The 18020-nt window shown below is 41.5% G+C and carries 13 protein-coding genes; 7 read left to right on the top strand and 6 right to left on the bottom strand.

The annotated features are described in order from the left end of the window. Positions 1-168 precede the first annotated feature (168 nt). The 4 genes from N6B01_RS00520 to N6B01_RS00505 all read left to right on the top strand — a co-directional run bounded on the left by N6B01_RS00520 (position 169) and on the right by N6B01_RS00505 (position 5680). The gene (locus N6B01_RS00520; RefSeq protein ID WP_262079411.1) at positions 169-1671 is read left to right on the top strand and encodes an efflux transporter outer membrane subunit; all 1503 of its coding nucleotides are present in this window, start codon (positions 169-171) and stop codon (positions 1669-1671) included. 66 nt (positions 1672-1737) lie between these two features. Beyond that, a complete protein-coding gene (locus N6B01_RS00515; RefSeq protein ID WP_262079410.1) occupies positions 1738-2946 on the top strand; it encodes an efflux RND transporter periplasmic adaptor subunit in 1209 nt (402 codons plus the stop codon). A 5-nt stretch (positions 2947-2951) separates the two neighbouring features. Then, on the top strand, positions 2952-4943 hold the full coding sequence (locus N6B01_RS00510; RefSeq protein WP_262080684.1) for a MacB family efflux pump subunit: 1992 nt from the start codon (positions 2952-2954) through the stop codon (positions 4941-4943). Between the two features lie 224 nt (positions 4944-5167). Further along, a complete protein-coding gene (locus N6B01_RS00505; RefSeq protein WP_262079409.1) occupies positions 5168-5680 on the top strand; it encodes a hypothetical protein in 513 nt (170 codons plus the stop codon). A gap of 85 nt (positions 5681-5765) precedes the next feature. Here N6B01_RS00505 and ptsP read toward each other — a convergent pair whose 3' ends face one another. From ptsP to arsC, 5 genes are all read right to left on the bottom strand, one after another. Then, positions 5766-8036 (bottom strand): phosphoenolpyruvate--protein phosphotransferase, encoded by a 2271-nt coding sequence (gene ptsP, locus N6B01_RS00500; RefSeq protein ID WP_262079408.1) that lies wholly within the window; start codon positions 8034-8036, stop codon positions 5766-5768. Positions 8037-8442: 406 nt separating this feature from the next. Further along, the gene (locus N6B01_RS00495; RefSeq protein ID WP_182418399.1) at positions 8443-9696 is read right to left on the bottom strand and encodes an aspartate kinase; all 1254 of its coding nucleotides are present in this window, start codon (positions 9694-9696) and stop codon (positions 8443-8445) included. Positions 9697-10136: 440 nt separating this feature from the next. Next, positions 10137-10457 carry a septal ring lytic transglycosylase RlpA family protein gene (locus N6B01_RS00490; protein ID WP_246708240.1) on the bottom strand — a complete coding sequence of 107 codons (321 nt, stop codon included), beginning with the start codon at positions 10455-10457 and terminating at the stop codon, positions 10137-10139. Between the two features lie 903 nt (positions 10458-11360). Next, on the bottom strand, positions 11361-12500 hold the full coding sequence (locus N6B01_RS00485) for a phosphatidate phosphatase App1 family protein (protein ID WP_262079405.1): 1140 nt from the start codon (positions 12498-12500) through the stop codon (positions 11361-11363). A gap of 184 nt (positions 12501-12684) precedes the next feature. After that, the gene (gene arsC / locus N6B01_RS00480) at positions 12685-13050 is read right to left on the bottom strand and encodes an arsenate reductase (glutaredoxin) (RefSeq protein WP_262079404.1); all 366 of its coding nucleotides are present in this window, start codon (positions 13048-13050) and stop codon (positions 12685-12687) included. A 527-nt stretch (positions 13051-13577) separates the two neighbouring features. Between arsC and lpdA the strand changes: the two genes are divergently transcribed. Further along, positions 13578-14984: a dihydrolipoyl dehydrogenase gene (lpdA, locus tag N6B01_RS00475; protein ID WP_262079403.1), complete on the top strand. Its 1407-nt coding sequence runs from the start codon at positions 13578-13580 to the stop codon at positions 14982-14984. Positions 14985-15115: 131 nt separating this feature from the next. Here lpdA and N6B01_RS00470 read toward each other — a convergent pair whose 3' ends face one another. Then, the gene (locus N6B01_RS00470) at positions 15116-15589 is read right to left on the bottom strand and encodes a hypothetical protein (protein WP_262079402.1); all 474 of its coding nucleotides are present in this window, start codon (positions 15587-15589) and stop codon (positions 15116-15118) included. Between the two features lie 286 nt (positions 15590-15875). Here N6B01_RS00470 and galU point away from each other — a divergent pair, with 286 nt between their 5' ends. Both galU and N6B01_RS00460 read left to right on the top strand, forming a co-directional pair. After that, on the top strand, positions 15876-16760 hold the full coding sequence (galU, locus tag N6B01_RS00465; protein ID WP_410007216.1) for a UTP--glucose-1-phosphate uridylyltransferase GalU: 885 nt from the start codon (positions 15876-15878) through the stop codon (positions 16758-16760). A 191-nt stretch (positions 16761-16951) separates the two neighbouring features. Continuing rightward, entirely contained in the window at positions 16952-17950 is a 999-nt protein-coding gene (locus N6B01_RS00460; RefSeq protein ID WP_262079401.1) for a KpsF/GutQ family sugar-phosphate isomerase, read from the top strand. Positions 17951-18020: the final 70 nt, after the last annotated feature.

Here is an 18020-nt window from a genome sequence, read left to right as displayed (position 1 = left end):
AGATTTTTAAAAAAATATTGTTGCTCTAACAATTGCATCGCTAAGAATTATGATGTTTAACCGCCATTCATATCAAACATGCTATTTTTTAGTCAAAATTTAAAGTAATCGCCAAAAAGCGCAAGAAAAATAGTCCAGTAGGGCCAACAGGTAGGAAACCTTTATAATATGTCTGCCACAAAGCACATAACCAAAAGACTAGCCAATAAAACATCCAACTATTCATTGGCTAAAAGCCTGTCGGCTATGTTATCACTTTTTTTATTGGCAGGCTGTGTTGTTGGTCCAGATTATCAAAAGCCAAATCTTTCACTGCCAGCGAGCTGGTCTAAATCTAACAATTTAACGCCGCTGCAACCAGCGCAATTAGCCAATTGGTGGTATAAATTAAATGACCCCTTACTTGACCAATTAATTGATGTTGCTATTCGCGGTAATAATGATGTTGCAACCGCCAAGGCTAAAATTCGTGAAGCACGCGCTAGCCTTGCCTCGTCAAATAGCACATTATTTCCAAGTCTTAATGGATCAAGCTCTTATAATCGCAGCCGCACCGGCACGCAAAGCGACCAAGGCGCTTATCGCGGTGGCCTCGATAGTAGCTGGGAAATTGATCTTTTTGGTGCTAATCGGCGCGGTGTTGAAGCTTCACGTTATGGACTTGATGCTGCTAACGAAGATTTACGTGCAACATTGGTGACAATGATTGGTGATGTTGCAAGCTATTATGTTGAGGTACGCAGCCTACAAGCAAAACTTGCATTAACCCGCGAAAGCGTCGCTTCGCAGCAAAGCACAGCAAAGCTTACCCGCGATAAGTTTGCCGCTGGCGCCGTATCGCAGCTTGACGTATCAAATGCCGAGGGACAAACTGCTAGCACTGAAGCAAATATTCCTCAACTCGAAAGCCAATTAGCAAGCGCCACCCACCGTTTAGCGGTTTTAACTGGGCAACAACCAGCTGCACTTAATGCAATGATGGCAAAGCGCAAGGCCATTCCAACCCCCAAATGGCCAATTGCAAGTGGAATACCCGCCGATATTTTGCTAAACCGTCCAGATGTGCGAGTAAGCGAACGCCAATATGCCGCAGCAACAGCACGCATTGGTCAAAAGGAAGCTGCGCGCTATCCATCGCTTTCACTTACCGGCAATATTTCAACATCCGCTTCACAAATTGGCGACCTTGGACGCAATTCATCGATTGCATGGGCAGTTGGCCCAAGCTTTAGCGTGCCAATTTTTAATGGCGGGCAACGCGCTGCCGATGTAATGGCGGCAGAAGCTCAGCGCGATCAATATTTTATTGCATATCGTGCAAAAATTTTAACTGCCCTTGAGGAAGTTGAAAACGCCCTTGTTGCACTATCCAAAGATAGAATAAGAGCAGCCAAATTAGGACAAGCCGAGCGTTCCTATCGCCAAGCACTTGATCTTTCGCGCAATCTTTATACATCGGGTAATACTAGCTTTTTAGACCTTTTAACTGCTGAACGTTCTCATTATTCAGCGCAACAATCTTATATTGATGCGCAAGCATCCATCACCACCGATTATATTGCCCTAATGAAAGCTTTAGGTGGCGGTTGGAATGGAACATTAGATACAACTCGCAAAGAAGTTACCGACAGCAATACTGGGCCTCATATTCAACCAAGAGCCAATCAATAACAAATGCCAATAAGAAGCAAGCATATTTGCCAATAAAATTAAATTTTTTGATAGGAATAAAGACTTATGTATAAACCAAAAAAGAAATTATTACTGGTTATCATCGCCGCCATTGCGCTGATTATTGTCTATTTTCTTTATCAAATGTTATTTTCGAGCCAAACAAGCGAACCCAATTATATGACTGCCCCGATAAAACGCGGTGATATTGAGGTAACCGCTCTTGCGACCGGTATTGTCAAACCATATCGCTTGGTGGCCGTAGGCGCGCGCGCAACGGGTCGTATTATTTCACTTAAAGTTCAGCCCGGCAGTGAAGTAAAAGAAGGCGATTTATTAGCTGAAATTGACTCAACTACTCAAGCAAATGATCTTAAAAATAAAGAAGCAGCGCTGAGCAACAATCACGCTAAGCTAGCCGAGCTGCAAGCTCAACTAGTACTTGCGCAAAAAAACCTTGCTCGCCAAAAAAATATGATTGCGAGCAATGCAGTGTCAAAAGCTGATTTTGATAGTGCTGAGGCCGAGGTAAATGTGCGCCAAGCCCAAATTGACGCATTAAACGCGCAAATTATCCAATCGCAAGTGGATGTTGAGACAGCAAAAGTAGATCTTGGCTATACACGAGTTACGGCGCCTTTTGATGGAACGGTGCTCGCAACGGTTGTTCAAGAAGGCCAAAACGTTAATGCTGTTCAATCGGCGCCAACCATTGCAATTATTGGTGATCTTACCAAAATGACCATCCGCGCTGAAATTTCAGAAGCTGATGTTGTTAATGTCAAAACTGGCCAACCCCTATACTTCAATGTGATCGGTAATCCAGAACGGCGCTATGATGGCGTTTTGGAAGCGATTGAACCAGCACCTGAATCTATTCGCAATGACATAAGTTTTAACTCAAGTGCTAGCACATCTAGTTCATCTTCGTCGTCGGCTATTTATTATAATGGCATTTTCAATATTGATAATGCCGATGGTGCGTTGCGTACCTATATGACGGCTGAAGTCAAAATTGTCCTTGGCAAATCTGAAAATGCTCTTTTAATTTCAACCGATGGCTTAGGGGCGAAAAAACGCGATGGAAGCTATAATGTGCGAGTTCTTAATGAAAATGGCAAAGTCGAAATGCGAGATGTCAAAATTGGCCTTAATAATAAGGTGAACGCTGAAGTGCTCTCCGGCCTTAACGAGGGGGATAAAGTTATTACGGGCGGCGGCATGCCAAGTGGCCAACAAGGATCTGGCCGTGGTCGTGGCATGGGGCCGTGGTGAGTGTAATGGTAAGTCAAAAAAGACCACTTATCGTCCTTAAAGATGTGCGCCGCAATTATCCAGCCGGCGAAGGTGAAGTAAGCGTTCTCAAGGGCATTGATCTTACCATTTATGAAGGTGAAATGGTAGCCATTGTTGGGGCATCCGGCTCTGGCAAATCAACGCTTATGAATATTTTGGGCTGTCTTGATCGCCCATCATCAGGCAGTTACAAAATCAGGAATAGCGAAACCCTAGAGCTTGATGCCGATCAGCTTTCGGAATTGCGCCGTGACCATTTTGGCTTTATCTTTCAACGTTATCATCTTTTGGGTGAATTAACCGCCCTTGGCAATGTTGAAATTCCAGCAATTTATGCCAACATCAATCCAAGCGAACGAAAAAAACGCGCAGAAGGACTTTTGCAACGCCTTGGTATGGGCGAGCGTGTCAACCACCGGCCAAGCCAATTATCGGGCGGTCAGCAGCAGCGTGTATCAATCGCCCGCGCATTGATGAATGATGGCGAAGTCATCCTTGCCGATGAACCAACCGGCGCGCTTGACAAACAATCTGGCGAGGAAGTTTTGCGCATCCTTGAAGAGTTACATGCTGAGGGGCGCACAATTATCATCGTTACCCATGATATGAATGTTGCCCGCCGTGCTGAACGTATTATTGAAATAAGTGATGGTGAAATTTTAACTGACACGCCCAATATTACTGATGCCAATCCTGCTCAACATGGTGTTTCTGGTAAGGCTGATTTAATCGAAAAAGAAGATGTCGTTTATAAACGCAGTGGCTTTTTGCGCGGCTTTACCGACCGGTTCTTTGAAGCCTTTCGCATGGCAACCTTGTCAATGAACGCGCACCGCATGCGCACATTTTTGACCATGCTTGGCGTTATTATTGGTATTGCCGCCGTGGTATCAATGGTCGCGCTTGGTAATGGTACTAAGCAACAAATCTTAGAAAATATTAATCGCCTCGGCACCAATACGCTAACCATTTTTGCGGGCCGCAGCATGGCAGATTTACGTTCAGGCAAGATTACCACCCTTGTTGATGCTGATGCACAAGCACTTAAAGAACAACCCTATGCAGCCGCAGTAACGCCAAGCGTTTCAACGACAACAACGGCGCGGCGCGGGGGAATTGAAGCAAATGCATCGCTGACAGGCGTTGGTGAACAATATTTTTCAGCTGAAGGCGCAACGCTTGTTGCAGGCCATTTATTTGACGAACAAAGCGTTAAAGATCGCACTCTTGATCTTGTTGTCGATCAAACCGCCGTCTCAACACTCTTTCCTGATGACCCTGATAAGGCGGTTGGTTCAGTTATTTTTATTGGTAAAGTCCCAGCGCGCATCATTGGTGTAATTGAATTGCAAAGTTTTGGCCCTGCCAGTGATACATTATCGCTCTATTTGCCTTATACCAGCGTTCAAACGCGCTTTTTAGGCACCACCACAGTGCGCTCGATTACTTTACGTGTTGATGATGCCTATGATTCCCGGGTTGTTGAAACAGCGGTTAAAAACTTTTTAACCATGCGCCACGGGTCTGAAGATTTTTTCATTCGCAATAGTGATGAGTTCCGCGAGCAAATTATGCAAAGTTCGCAAGTCTTAACCCTGCTGATTGCATCCATCGCTCTTATATCACTGATTGTTGGTGGTATTGGCGTAATGAACATTATGCTTGTGACTGTATCGGAGCGCATTAATGAAATTGGTGTACGCATGGCAGTTGGCGCGCGGCGCAGTGATATTTTGCAGCAATTTTTAATTGAAGCTATACTCGTCTGTTTAATTGGCGGTACGTTAGGTATTGCTTTTGGTCTGTCGGTTGGCTTCTTGTTTGATGTGCTTGGCGCACCTTTCAAACTTATATACACCAGCGGCTCGATCATAGCGGCATTTTTATCATCTACCCTTATTGGTATTGTCTTTGGCTTTTTACCTGCCCGCAACGCATCAAAACTTGATCCTGTTGCCGCCCTTGCCAGAGATTAGAAATAAGAGATTAGAAAATACAAGATAATAATAGAGCGCATTTAAACAACATGCGCTCTATTATAATTCCGAGATATTTTTGAATTCATTATAATATTTTTATTTGCCATTGGCACACCGACCATATTTTTTTAGTATCTTTCCATTGTCAATGTTTTAAAAATATCTTCAAATAGACCGATTAGGGAGAACAAAAAATTTTAGCTTATACGTTTGAAGGATGTGTGAATAAAAGCTTTACCTATAAGCATTTTCATTCCTATGCCAAAATGATCTTTAATTGCTTAGAACAGGATATTCGAGGAATTTCATACGAATCTGATATTCTTACAATCCCAAAATATAAGCATTATCTCGAAGCAATTGATCCAATTTTTAAAGCAAATGAACCACTAAATAAAGTAACATATGCAAGCCTTAGCGAACTAAAAGACATTTCTGAATATATCTTTGACATACGTTTAGAGTGGCGCAATCATCATGCAAATGCTTTAGACCATAATAAAAAATTTGATATCATAACATTTTATATTTGGGACAGATATAACCAACACCCAAGTTTTGGCGATGCCATTTCGATAGTTGAACAACTTTGCTTACATGCCATGGACTTGATGCAATTTAAAAAACTAAAATCACCCGCACGCGGCGTTTTAATGTCCTATATTTCCCATGATAATTATTTACAGCTTAGCGATTTTACTTGCATTGAAACACTAGAGCATATCCCCTTATAAGGGAATTTGCCCAACTTGTAACATTTGATTAAAGGGGGGTTCTCGTCAATCCAGATTGGAAATCATATTACGCCCATTTAAATCCTTAAAGGCTGATATTATTATCCTCAGCATATTGCAGCAAAAATTCACGCATATTAATACCCGTATCACGGCTATCCAAAATATCATCAAGATTTTTACGTAAATCTTGTGCGTCAAGCGACAATAGCATTGCTTTTACCGGCCCGATCGATGATGGCGTCATCGAAATACGGTGATAGCCAAGCCCAATTAAAGCCATAGCGGTTATCGGTTTTCCTGCCATTTCGCCGCAAAGCGTAACAGGCTTTTCAGCTCTTTCACCTGCGCGGATAATATTGCGTAAAACGCGTAACATCGGCACTGAAAGCTGATCAAAACGGTTGGCAACTTGCGAATTACCGCGATCAACCGCCATAAGGAATTGAAATAAATCATTAGAACCAACGGAAACAAAATCCACCACTTCCATCAATTCATCAAGCTGGAATAAAAGCCCTGGTACTTCCACCATGGCACCAAGCTTGATGCGTGTTGGCTGGCCATAACCAAAGCGGTCAAGATAATTAATCTCACGGTCAATTAGTTCTCTGGTGCGATGAATTTCACTCACATCGCTTACCATGGGTAGCATCACCCGCAATTCGCGGCCAATAGATGCTTTTAGCAAAGCGCGTAATTGGGTACGCATTAAAGCAGGCCGATCCAGTGTCAAGCGAATGGCACGCCAGCCAAGAGCGGGATTTTCTTCCTGCTCTTTAAAGCGGAAATAAGGCAAAACCTTATCGCCGCCAATATCTAAAGTTCTAAACGTTACTGGCTTATCACCGATTTCCTTATAGACCGAGCGATAAAGCTGCTCTTGCTCGTTAGAGCGCGGAAAGGTTGATGCGATCATAAATTGCAATTCGGTGCGGAAAAGCCCCACACCTTCAGCGCCAGACTCAAAAAGCTGCGGCAGATCAACCAAAAGACCTGCATTAATCAACATAATGATTTTTTGACCATCGCGGGTTAATGCCGGTACATCACGCAAATCACGATAGGCTTGCTGACGACGAGCGCGAAAACGCGCTTTTTCGGCATAGGCTTTTTCAACATCAATGGCAGGGCGCAAATGCAAGCGCCCCTCTTCCCCATCAATAATCACTGGATCGCCATTTTCAGATAATGACACAGCACCTTTTGCTTGCCCAACAACCGGAATGCCCATGGCGCGAGCAACGATTGTAACGTGACTGGTTGGAGCACCATCTTCCAAAACAAGCCCACGCACCGAGCCGCGAGGGTAATCAAGCAGTTCTGCTGCGCCCATAGTACGCGCAACAATAATGGCATCCTTACCAACACTTGCAGCAATATCTTCGCGGCTACTTCCCATCAACTGATAAAGCAAACGATTGGCAAGGTCATCAAAATCTGAAAGGCGCTCACGCAAATAGGGATCGGTCAAATTAAGCATACGAGCGCGGGTATCGCTTTGCACTTTTTCAACCGCACCCTCAGCACTCAAACCATTGCGAATAGCTTCTTCAAGACGGCGCATCCAACCATTATCATTGGCAAACATGCGATAAGCTTCAAGCACATCACGATGTTCACCTTCACGCGCCACATCACCGCGCGCCAATAGATCATCAATGGACAGTCTTAACGAATCCATCGCCGTGGTGAGCTTTTGCAGCTCCAGATCAATATCTTCATTGAAAAGATTGGTAACCACGATGCGCGGTTCATGCAAAACAACAGTACCAAGACCAATACCCTCATTTAACGCGCGTCCGTTAAGCGTATAGGGGCGGCGCAAGTCAATATCTACACTGTTAAGAGATACGCGCGGCAAATCACCAGCGGCGATCATTTCAGCAAGCACCATAGCAACAGTTTCTAACGCCTCAACCTCGTCATCATTATAAATGCGCTGTTCGCGGTTTTGCACCACCAAAACACCCAAGGTGCGGCCAGCGCGCAATATTGGCACGCCAAGAAATGAAGAATAAATCTCCTCTCCCGTTTCAGGCAGATAGGCAAAGGCCGGGTGGACTTGCGCATTGGAAAGGTTTAGCGGCGTAGCATTAGCGGCAATCGTGCCAACAAGCCCTTGTCCAAGACGCAATTGTACAAGGTGTACCGCCTCAGGATTAAGTCCTTGGGTTGCATAAAGCTCTAAAACTGCATCAGAGCGCAATACATAAAAAGAGCAAACATCAGTCACCATATTATGGGCTATTTCGCGCACAATAAGATCAAGACGTGCCTGTGGCTCCATGGCATCAGCCATGAGTTCACGCATTCTTCTTAAGAGTAGTCTTGGACCGGTTTCGACCTTTGGCATTGGCTTGACGGGCTCCCACTCATTGGCAAGATCATTGTTTTAAAACGATTTCACCCAACCACATAATAATATTTAATTTCGACGGTTTTGAATAAATAATTGAATAGCCCTAAAATACATTCTTCTGATGCTTATTGCAGCTATTGATTATTCAAAAATATTCGTCGAATAGAGCATATTCCATTATAATAAAAAAGATAACATGTCGAATGTAATCGTTATCATACTATTAAAAGCCAAACACATTTTTTTGTAAATGGGCCTTTTTAGAAAATAATCGATTTATCAATCTGTATTTAACAAGCCCTCAACTTAATGGTGAAGGCTTGTCTTTTTTCATCGAATAAGATTAGACTTTTATCAAACAAGTTATAAAACCGGCAAAAGTCAATCCAACAATTAATTCTTAGTCCTTATCAAGACCATAAATTGCATGCAATGTACGCACGGCAAGCTCAGTATAGGCGCTATCGATCAAAATTGAAATTTTGATTTCTGATGTGGTAATCGCACGGATATTGATGCCTTTTTCAGCCATAGCTTTAAACGCGGTTGCAGCAACACCCGCATGGCTTCTCATGCCGATACCGATCACGGAAACCTTAGCAAGGCCAGTTTCCGATTGAATCGCATCAAATTCAATATCATTTTTATCGGCTTCAAGAATCTTGACTGCCTTTTCCACATCGCTCGATGGAACGGTAAAAGTCATGTCGGTTTTTGAACCATCTTCAGAAATATTCTGTACGATCATGTCAACATTGATATGATCTTCGGCTAATGGGCCAAAAATAGCAGCAGAGATGCCGGGGCGATCATCAATACGGCGCAAAGAAATTTGTGCTTCGTCTTTAGCAAAGGCAATGCCTGTTACAACCTGTTGTTCCACGATTTCATCCTCATCGCAAATAAGTGTTCCTGGTGGATTGATTAAATCGCCCATTCCCGGAGCATCGGGGTCTTCAAAACTAGAACGTACAAAGGTACGCACTTTATGAACCATCGCAAGCTCGACCGAGCGCACTTGTAAAACCTTGGCACCCAATGATGCCATTTCAAGCATTTCTTCAAAGGCGACTTTGTGCAAACGGCGTGCTTTTGGCTCAATTCTTGGATCTGTGGTGTAAACGCCATCAACATCAGTATAAATATCGCAACGATCAGCTTTTACTGCCGCAGCAATAGCCACAGCACTGGTATCAGAACCACCGCGCCCAAGGGTTGCAATGCGATTATCAGGTGCAATCCCTTGAAAGCCTGCAATAACCGCAACTTGACCAAGCGCGAAACGCTCAAGCAAAATAGTTGGGTCAATATCAAGAATACGCGCTGAACTATGGGTACTATCTGTGCGGATTGGGATTTGCCACCCCATCCATGACCGCGCATCAATACCCATATCTTGTAAGGCAATAGCTAATAAACCCGCCGTTACCTGTTCACCCGATGCCACAACCGTATCATATTCGCGTGCATCATGCATGGCAGAGGCCTGCTTTGTCCATGCTACCAATTCATTGGTTTTTCCTGCCATTGCTGAAACAACAACAGCAACTTCATTGCCTGCGTCAACTTCACGTTTAACGTGACGTGCTACATTACGGATGCGGTCGATATCTGCAACGGAGGTTCCTCCGAATTTCATCACAATACGCGCCATTTTGCGTCACTTGCCACTTCAAATTGGGGCCTATGCTTGAAAAGCAGTAGCTACCCTTATGTTTACTAAGAAGAACATCACGATCACGCGATATCCCAGCCCACTTACCATTGATTGACAACTATTTTAGCCAAATAGCAGTACAATCAATGCTAAAAAATTCCAAGATAATGAGAAAGCAATTTGGCATTTCAAATATCTTGATATATTCGCATATAAAACCTTAAGGGGTTTTCAATTGCAAGCGTCGCGGCCATAAATAGCAATCATTTTTCTATTAATATAATCGCTAGGCTTTACCACTATTTTTTCCTTATAGAAAAACTAGCAATTTCGCAAGCTAACAGTTTGGCAAATATATCAAACTTTGTGGGTATAAAGCTGCAATTTAGAAGCACTCGAAACAATAGTTTTATAGCGCTTGGTATTGGCAGCGTATATTAGCTAATACGCTCATAGCAAACAGCGGCGTGACCAGCACTTATATAGCCAAGTTCGCGGGCTGCACCTTTAGATAGATCAAGCACGCGGCCACGAATGAAAGGTCCGCGATCATTAATGCGCACCACAACTGATTTACCATTAGCTTTGTTGACAACACGGATTTTGCTGCCTAATGGCAAGGAGCGGTGCGCGGCGGTCATAGCTGATGGATTCATGCGCTCACCTGAAGCAGTTTTGGAGTAAAGCGCGTACCAAGAAGCACGTCCACATTGGCTAGCTGCAGATGCAGTTTGAGGCATAAGAGTAATAAGCGGCATTGCAATTGCACCAAGCAAACACACAGCTCGGCTAAGGGCAGAAGACATATCATTTCCAATTGTTATTGATAATATTGGTTAATGACTGCTGACCTAAGGGTAATATATGGCGATGCTGTGTTGAAAATTTGATAATATCAAATCGAAGAATTTTAAAAAAAATTGTATCAAAATGATAACTCTTATATTTTAAGTAAATTTATATTAATTATATTCCTATAATTATTTACATTAATTTTTTTATATTTTTATATTAAAAAAAATATCGATTGATTTATTTCAATTACAAATAAATGATATTAAAAATCAGGTATTCAATATTTTAAATAATTTACGATAGATTTTGAACAATGATCAAAGCTTTTTGGAAAAGTTAATTGGAATATTCTATTAGTAAAAGAAGCAGACGCTTCCTTGCCCAATTTTGAAAATGACCTGCCCCAATTGGTAAGATTTCCTTATTGTGGTCATAATTCAGTTAAGTTATTCACAGCCTTAGCGTAAATTTATAGGATTTCTAAACGATATTTCTATTTTGATTTTAGGAAATTTGACGCAAATTGGGAGATTTCGCCATAATTGGTCGATATGTGGCATGGTTAAATAAAAAAAATTAAATTATGACGCATTCAATTTGCTGAGGCTATCATCTTTCACCTAAAAAAATAACAAATGCAGCAAAATGCCATTAACGTTTTCTTCTCTTCACCATGTGCTCTATCGATTTTTGAGGTTATTTCAAGATGCGCTAAGTAAAATGAAGATCCTTGAAACTCTATTTTAGTTAGCCCGATAAGCTAACGAGCCCCAAAATGACGCTTCACAGTAATATTTGCTACAAGACGAAAAGCGCCATCACTTTAAATGCCACAACACTCTCCCGTTTAAATATTTCTAAAAATATTAATAACCGTGGGCGCTGCGCCATTGATTGACAGCCAACCGCATTTTTTCAACTGAATCGGTAACCAACCATTGTTCCGCAGGTAAACCTGCAAAAATTTCTGCGTAATTTTTGGCTACTCCCTCAGATGAAACATCTCTGATACAAATACCAATGATTTGATTGGGATATTTACGCATAAAATCTGCATATATTGTCGGATCATGCTCGCCTGAATCACCAATTAAAATAAAATGGCGATTTGGGTAAGCCTTGACCAAACGTTCAATGGAAGATGGCTTATGCAAGCGCGCTGCACCGCGTGGCACAATTTCGGTCCAGCGGGTTGTTTCGCGCAGATGCATGCTGCCTTCGGGATAGCCCGCCTTATTCATAAACTCAGATAAGAGTGGATAGAGCTGAATAGGCGAAGATGAAACATAATGAAAAGCAACCTCCTTATCATTGGCAAGATCGCTATACCATTCACTCATGCCATCAACAGCCACAAACTCCTCTAGAAATGTTTTGATCAATACTTGCCGGGTTTTCCCAACCTTGGTTTCTTTAATTGTATCATCAATATCTGAAACAATGGATAGACCACTTTTAGGAGCAAAATACGCCGTTGCCTGATTATGATTGGCAGGCTTACCTCGACCATTTAATTCAAAAAATATTTTTTTATTTTCTTCTCCAAAAGGCTGTGGTGGCAAAATGGCCACAACATCACCTGTTCTTCCGCTACGCTTAGTCAAAGGTAAGCTATGGCGATTACCAGCAATATCGGTAACGAGAATTTGCTTCCCCCGCTCTGAATCAACCCGAAATAATTGCGTGCGTTCATAAAAGCGTTGGCGTTCTGCAGGGGTAAGGCTTGATAGATCAATCCCTAAAAAAAGCGCGAGCATTTGAGTTAAGCCGGGTCGTCTTTGTTTTTCATAGACCCAGGCTTGCACACCTGCAACATATTTGCCATCGCTTTGCTCATAGGCAATATCGGGCAAAAACATTACATATTCATCACTTTTTAACAAAGGGTTCGCGGTAGCAACTCCTATCATTGGGACAATAAAACCAACAGTTGAGATTAGCTTGCGAAAGGCAGGAGAATCAACCCCCCTCATACGTCTTTTTTGTTGAATACCGAGATCTGCCATATGTTCAATACGTCCAGTCCTTGTACACCTCCCCAAAAGAGAAGCGGCTTGCAATAAACTTATGTTAAACCAATTTTCAAAGCCTTAACCAACAATGCTATTTATAAACTAGTCCTATTCTTTGTGTCTTATTCGTATTAGCCATATAAATATGGTATAACCATCAAAATGAGCGCCAGACTTTTTAATTTTGAACCAATAATTCATTAACGCTTGTTGCCGGCCTGCACAATTTAACGCCATTTGGCGACGCAACAATTGGTCGATTAATAAGTTCTGGATGTCCGTGCATCAGCGCAGAAATCTGTTCATCATTAAGCGTTAGGTCATCAAGACCAAATTTATTATAAGCTTCTTCCTTGGTGCGGATAAAATCACGCAACTCGATACCGGAGCGTTTAGCCAAGATATTCAACATTAATGCTGATGGAGGTGTTTTAAGATATTCGATGATATGAGGCTCTATACCACTTGCCCTGATCATATCGAGAACATCACGCGAAGTACTGCAACGTGGATTATGATAAATGATAACATCAAAAGCTTGCATATATAATCCCAATTAGTCATCAATGTATTATTGAAGAATATGCTTAAATTTTATTGAAACTTGCTATTTGACATTTTCATTAAAATCTTAACCTTATTAATAGGTAGTTTTAATTAAAACCGCCAATAAGCAATTTGTTAAAAGTCTAAGCAAAAATCTCATTTTACCAGCCTAATAAATGAAGCCTACATTAATCACAATTTTTTTCAAACAGAAAATGTAATTTACAACTGCATATTAAGAATAAAAATATAACAATTTTATTACAACCAACACAAAAAAATTTTAACTTTAAAAATCTAACATCCAAAAACCTTGAAAACCTGCTTTGCCACCACGGTTTCTATTGCATTATGTATATAATTATTTGGTCTATCATTAATTAGGATTAAATAAATTTTACCAACATGATATTTAAACCAAAGACAATAAAATTTGTCATTTGCCTCAACTTTGTTTTTGAGACTCACATAATTTATGCTAATCACCGATAAACGATGGGAAAACCCAAAGCAAAAGGAAGAATCATGTCTTATGATGTTGTGGTGATCGGTTCAGGCCCTGGCGGCTATGTTTGTGCATTTAAAGCTGCCCAATTAGGGCTTAAAACCGCAATGATTGAAAAGCGTAAAACATTTGGCGGCACATGCCTCAATGTTGGCTGTATTCCATCAAAAGCATTGCTTCACGCTTCAGAAATATATGCCGAAGCCTCTCATGGCTATGATTCAATCGGTGTTAAAATTGGCAAGCCGGAATTTGATTTTGCCAAAATGATGGAATTCAAGCAAAGCGTTATTGATGCCAATACCAGCGGTGTTGCCTTTCTAGCTAAAAAGAACAAGGTTGATACTTTTATTGGCACTGGTAAAATTGTTGCTCAAGGCAAAATTGAAGTAACCGCTGAAGATGGCAGTGTTCAAACTGTTGAAACCAAAAACATCGTTATTGCAACTGGCTCTGATGTTGCAGGTATCCCTGGTGTTGAATTTGAATTTGATGAAAAAACCATCATTTCATCAACCGGTGCTTTGGCGCTAACCAAAGTTCCATCAACAATGATTGTCGTTGGTGCGGGTGTTATTGGTAGTGAACTTGGTTCAGTTTATGCGCGTCTTGGTACAAAAGTAACAATTGTTGAATATCTTGATAAAGCCCTTGGTGGCATGGATGGCGAAGTATCGCGCAACTTCCAAAGACTTATGGAAAAGCAAGGCATTACTTATAAGCTTGGTGCTAAAGTAACCGGTGTTGAAAATGGCTTCATGGGTGCAACGGTGCGTTATGAACCTGTAAGCGGTGGCGAAACCCAATCGCTTCATGGTGATGTTGTTTTGGTTGCAACTGGCCGTAAGCCTTATACAACTGGTCTTGGACTTGAAGAAGTTGGCGTTAAGCTTGACAATCGTGGTTGCGTTGAAATTGACAATCACTGGAAAACCAATATTGATGGCGTTTATGCTATTGGTGACGTGGTTAAAGGCCCAATGCTTGCCCATAAGGCTGAAGATGAAGGTGTTGCTGTCGCTGAAATTTTGGCTGGTCAAAAAGGCCATGTTAATTTTGATGTGATTCCGGGCGTTGTTTATACCCAGCCAGAAGTTGCGTCTGTTGGTAAAACGGAAGAAGAATTAAAAGCTGCTGGCATTGAATATAATGTCGGTAAATTTCCATTCACTGCTAATGGTCGTGCACGCTCGATGCAGCATACAGACGGTTTTGTAAAGATCCTAGCTTGCAAAAAGACCGACCGGGTTCTTGGTGGTCATATTCTTGGTTATGGTGCTGGTGAAATGATCCACGAAATTGCCGTGCTCATGGAATTTGGTGGCTCATCAGAAGATCTTGGCCGTACTTGCCACGCACATCCAACCATGTCGGAAGCAGTACGTGAAGCAGCCCTTGCTACATTTGCTAAGCCTTTGCATATGTAAATTTTAAAAATGCTTAAACAAAAGCCCCTTTGGTTTTGCCAAAGGGGCTTTTATTTTTAATAGGGACTTTTTACAAATAAGGAGTGGCTATCGGCACAATTTTACCTGAGTCAATAACGATAACCCACCCATCAAAGGCCCAATACAACCATGGTCTTGTATTTTTCAAACACGCCATTGCCCCAGAGCAAAAACTCTTCAGCAAAGTTTAAAAATTCTTTTCGCGTTTTTTCAAAATATAATTTTTGATAAAAACCATCATCCTCAAAACGATTGAGGCTAGCCATGACATCTATTATGCTTTTAGCGTTTCGCCAATCACTAACCACATACTTCACTGCGGTGACGATGATTTCCCATTCCTCGTTATCAATTTTTGTTATGCCCCAATGGCAATAATTATCACGCACATTTTCAGCGATACATCTTTCAATAAACCCAAAGGCAGTTTCGTTTATGCATATTCCATCATCATAATAGAAATTCTCCATTTCATTTACATAGTCGACAATTCCTTGCTCAACGGGTACCAGCTGCATAGTTAAGCCACCTGTTAAGGACGAGCCGTAGTTGACTTCAAAATTAACAGTTTTTTTGTTAGACATTTTCTACCGTTTACGCATTTATGGATAAAGATTGCCGCCGCTAAATTTCATTTCTAGCTAATCATCGCCTCTCTTTTATGCATTTTTCATTAAAGCCAATTTGGGTTTTGGCACAACATGCAATTACACCAATAGTTGATGAGCTAGCAATTTTAACAATATCAAATATCATTACAAATGCGGCAAAAGGGTGTATTGTAATTAAATGGGATATATGTAAAAAATTATGGTACTTTATAACGCAGTTTAACGGCTTTTAAGCCTATATTATAAAAGGGGTATTTCCTTGCGCAAAATTCGTAAAGCGGTTTTTCCTGTTGCCGGTCTTGGCACTCGTTTTCTTCCTGCAACGAAGACAGTGCCTAAAGAAATGCTGACTGTTGTTGATAAGCCCGTTATTCAATATGTGGTTGATGAAGCACGCGCCGCTGGTATTGAGCATTTGATTTTTGTTACCGGTCGTAATAAGGCGGTGATTGAAGATTATTTTGATGCGCAAGTTGAATTATACCAAAATCTTGAATCGCGTGGCAAAAAAGAAGAACTAAGCCTTTTGCAAGAATTGCAACCTTTGCCGGGCACAACATCTTTTACCCGCCAACAAGATCCCCTAGGTCTTGGTCATGCGGTATGGTGCGCACGCGAACTTGTTGGCAATGAGCCATTTGCCCTTTTATTACCCGACATGATCATGCAATCTCAACAAGGTTGCCTATCTGAAATGGTGCGCCTTTATAATGAAACGGGTGGCAATATTATTGCGGTGCAAGAATGCGCTGCAGAAGAAGCCCATAAATACGGTATTGTTGGCAAAGGCAACAACATTGCCAATGGTTTTGAAATTACTGAAATGGTTGAAAAGCCAGCACCTGGTAGCGCCCCATCAAACTTATTTATTAATGGCCGTTATATTATTCAGCCTGAAATTTTTGATATTCTTGCCCACCAAGAACGCGGTTCAGGAAATGAAATCCAATTAACCGATGGTATGAAAAAGCTTGCAAAAAACCAAGAATTTTATGGCTATCACTTCCAAGGTAAAACCTTTGATTGCGGCTCAAAAGTTGGTTTTATTGAAGCTAATGTCGCCTTTGGTTTAGAACGTGATGACATGCGCGATAGGATTATAGGTCCGCTAACCGAATTATTAAATAATGCACAAAAATCATAATTGTAAATCATCCCTATTGATTTACAATATGTCGGCTTGATTTGTTAAAGTCAGGGTAGCTTTAATTTAGCTGTTTCCTGACTTTATTTTTTTAAATAACGGCTATATTTAAATCGAAAAACTACAGCACCGAAAGCTGTTATCGATAATTTTATAGACGGCGATAGAATTTTAATTTATTTGATATTATCATGGAAAAAATTGCAGACACAACAAGCATAGACAAACAATCTGTTATTCATTCTGCGCTCAAAACAGTGCAAAATGAAAAGGCTGGGCTTGAAGCGCTAGAGCAAGCTTTAAAAAATGGTCTTTCAGAGCCATTTTTAACCGCAGTACAAACTATTGCCGGCATAAATGGTCGCGTGGTTGTAACAGGACTTGGTAAAAGCGGCCACATTGGCGCAAAGATTGCAGCCACCCTTGCCTCAACTGGAACACCGGCATTTTTTGTCCATGCGGCAGAAGCCAATCACGGCGACCTTGGCATGATTGGCCGTAATGATGTCATTCTTGCGCTTTCCTGGTCTGGCGAAACAACAGAACTTAAAGGCATATTAAACCATTCACGTCGCTTTAAAATTCCGCTGATTGCATTGACCTCCGGCGAAGATTCAGCCCTTGGTCGGCAAGCTGATATTCTTTTGTTGCTACCAAAAGCTGAGGAAGCTTGTCCGCATGGTCTTGCGCCGACAACGTCAACCGGTATGCAATTGGCGCTTGGCGATGCTTTGGCTGTATCTCTACTTGAAGCACGACATTTTTCGGCAAGTGATTTCAAGATTTATCATCCAGGTGGTTCGCTTGGTGCAAGTTTAAGCTTTGTACGTGATGTCATGCATAAAAATGACAGTATACCACTGGTAAAATTGGGCACACCAATGCCGCTTGCTATGCAAGAGCTTGCGGCAAAGCATTTTGGCTGTGTTGCAGTTATTGATGACAATGGCAAACTCAGCGGTATCGTGACTGAGGGTGACCTTGCGCGCAACTGTAACCGCGACCTTTCACAATTAAAGGTTGATGATGTTATGACAAAATCACCGAAAACCGTAAATCCAGATGCGATTACTGCATCAGCAATGGCCTTACTTAATGAATATAAAATAAGCGCCTTATTGGTGGTGGAGAATGATAAACCGATTGGGATTTTACATTTCCACGATTTATTGCGCCTTGGTACATTGTAATTTGCCCAAAAACTTAATTCTTGTTTATTTAAACATTTTTTACATAAAACATAAAAATAGAGCTTTTAGG

The sequence above is a fragment of the Bartonella sp. HY406 genome (assembly GCF_025449315.1).
Classification (GTDB): Bacteria; Pseudomonadota; Alphaproteobacteria; order Rhizobiales; family Rhizobiaceae; genus HY038.
Note: the sequence above shows the minus strand (reverse complement) of the source record. Positions and strands in the feature narration are given on the sequence as shown.

Coding starts and splice junctions, on each gene's coding strand:
- N6B01_RS00520 (WP_262079411.1), top strand. CDS start 169: ATGTCTGCCACAAAGCACATAACCAAAAGACTAGCCAATAAAACATCC.
- N6B01_RS00485 (WP_262079405.1), bottom strand. CDS start 12,500: ATGGCAGATCTCGGTATTCAACAAAAAAGACGTATGAGGGGGGTTGAT.
- N6B01_RS00460 (WP_262079401.1), top strand. CDS start 16,952: ATGGAAAAAATTGCAGACACAACAAGCATAGACAAACAATCTGTTATT.
- arsC (WP_262079404.1), bottom strand. CDS start 13,050: ATGCAAGCTTTTGATGTTATCATTTATCATAATCCACGTTGCAGTACT.
- ptsP (WP_262079408.1), bottom strand. CDS start 8,036: ATGCCAAAGGTCGAAACCGGTCCAAGACTACTCTTAAGAAGAATGCGT.
- N6B01_RS00515 (WP_262079410.1), top strand. CDS start 1,738: ATGTATAAACCAAAAAAGAAATTATTACTGGTTATCATCGCCGCCATT.
- N6B01_RS00490 (WP_246708240.1), bottom strand. CDS start 10,457: ATGCCGCTTATTACTCTTATGCCTCAAACTGCATCTGCAGCTAGCCAA.
- N6B01_RS00470 (WP_262079402.1), bottom strand. CDS start 15,589: ATGTCTAACAAAAAAACTGTTAATTTTGAAGTCAACTACGGCTCGTCC.
- lpdA (WP_262079403.1), top strand. CDS start 13,578: ATGTCTTATGATGTTGTGGTGATCGGTTCAGGCCCTGGCGGCTATGTT.
- N6B01_RS00495 (WP_182418399.1), bottom strand. CDS start 9,696: ATGGCGCGTATTGTGATGAAATTCGGAGGAACCTCCGTTGCAGATATC.
- N6B01_RS00510 (WP_262080684.1), top strand. CDS start 2,952: ATGGTAAGTCAAAAAAGACCACTTATCGTCCTTAAAGATGTGCGCCGC.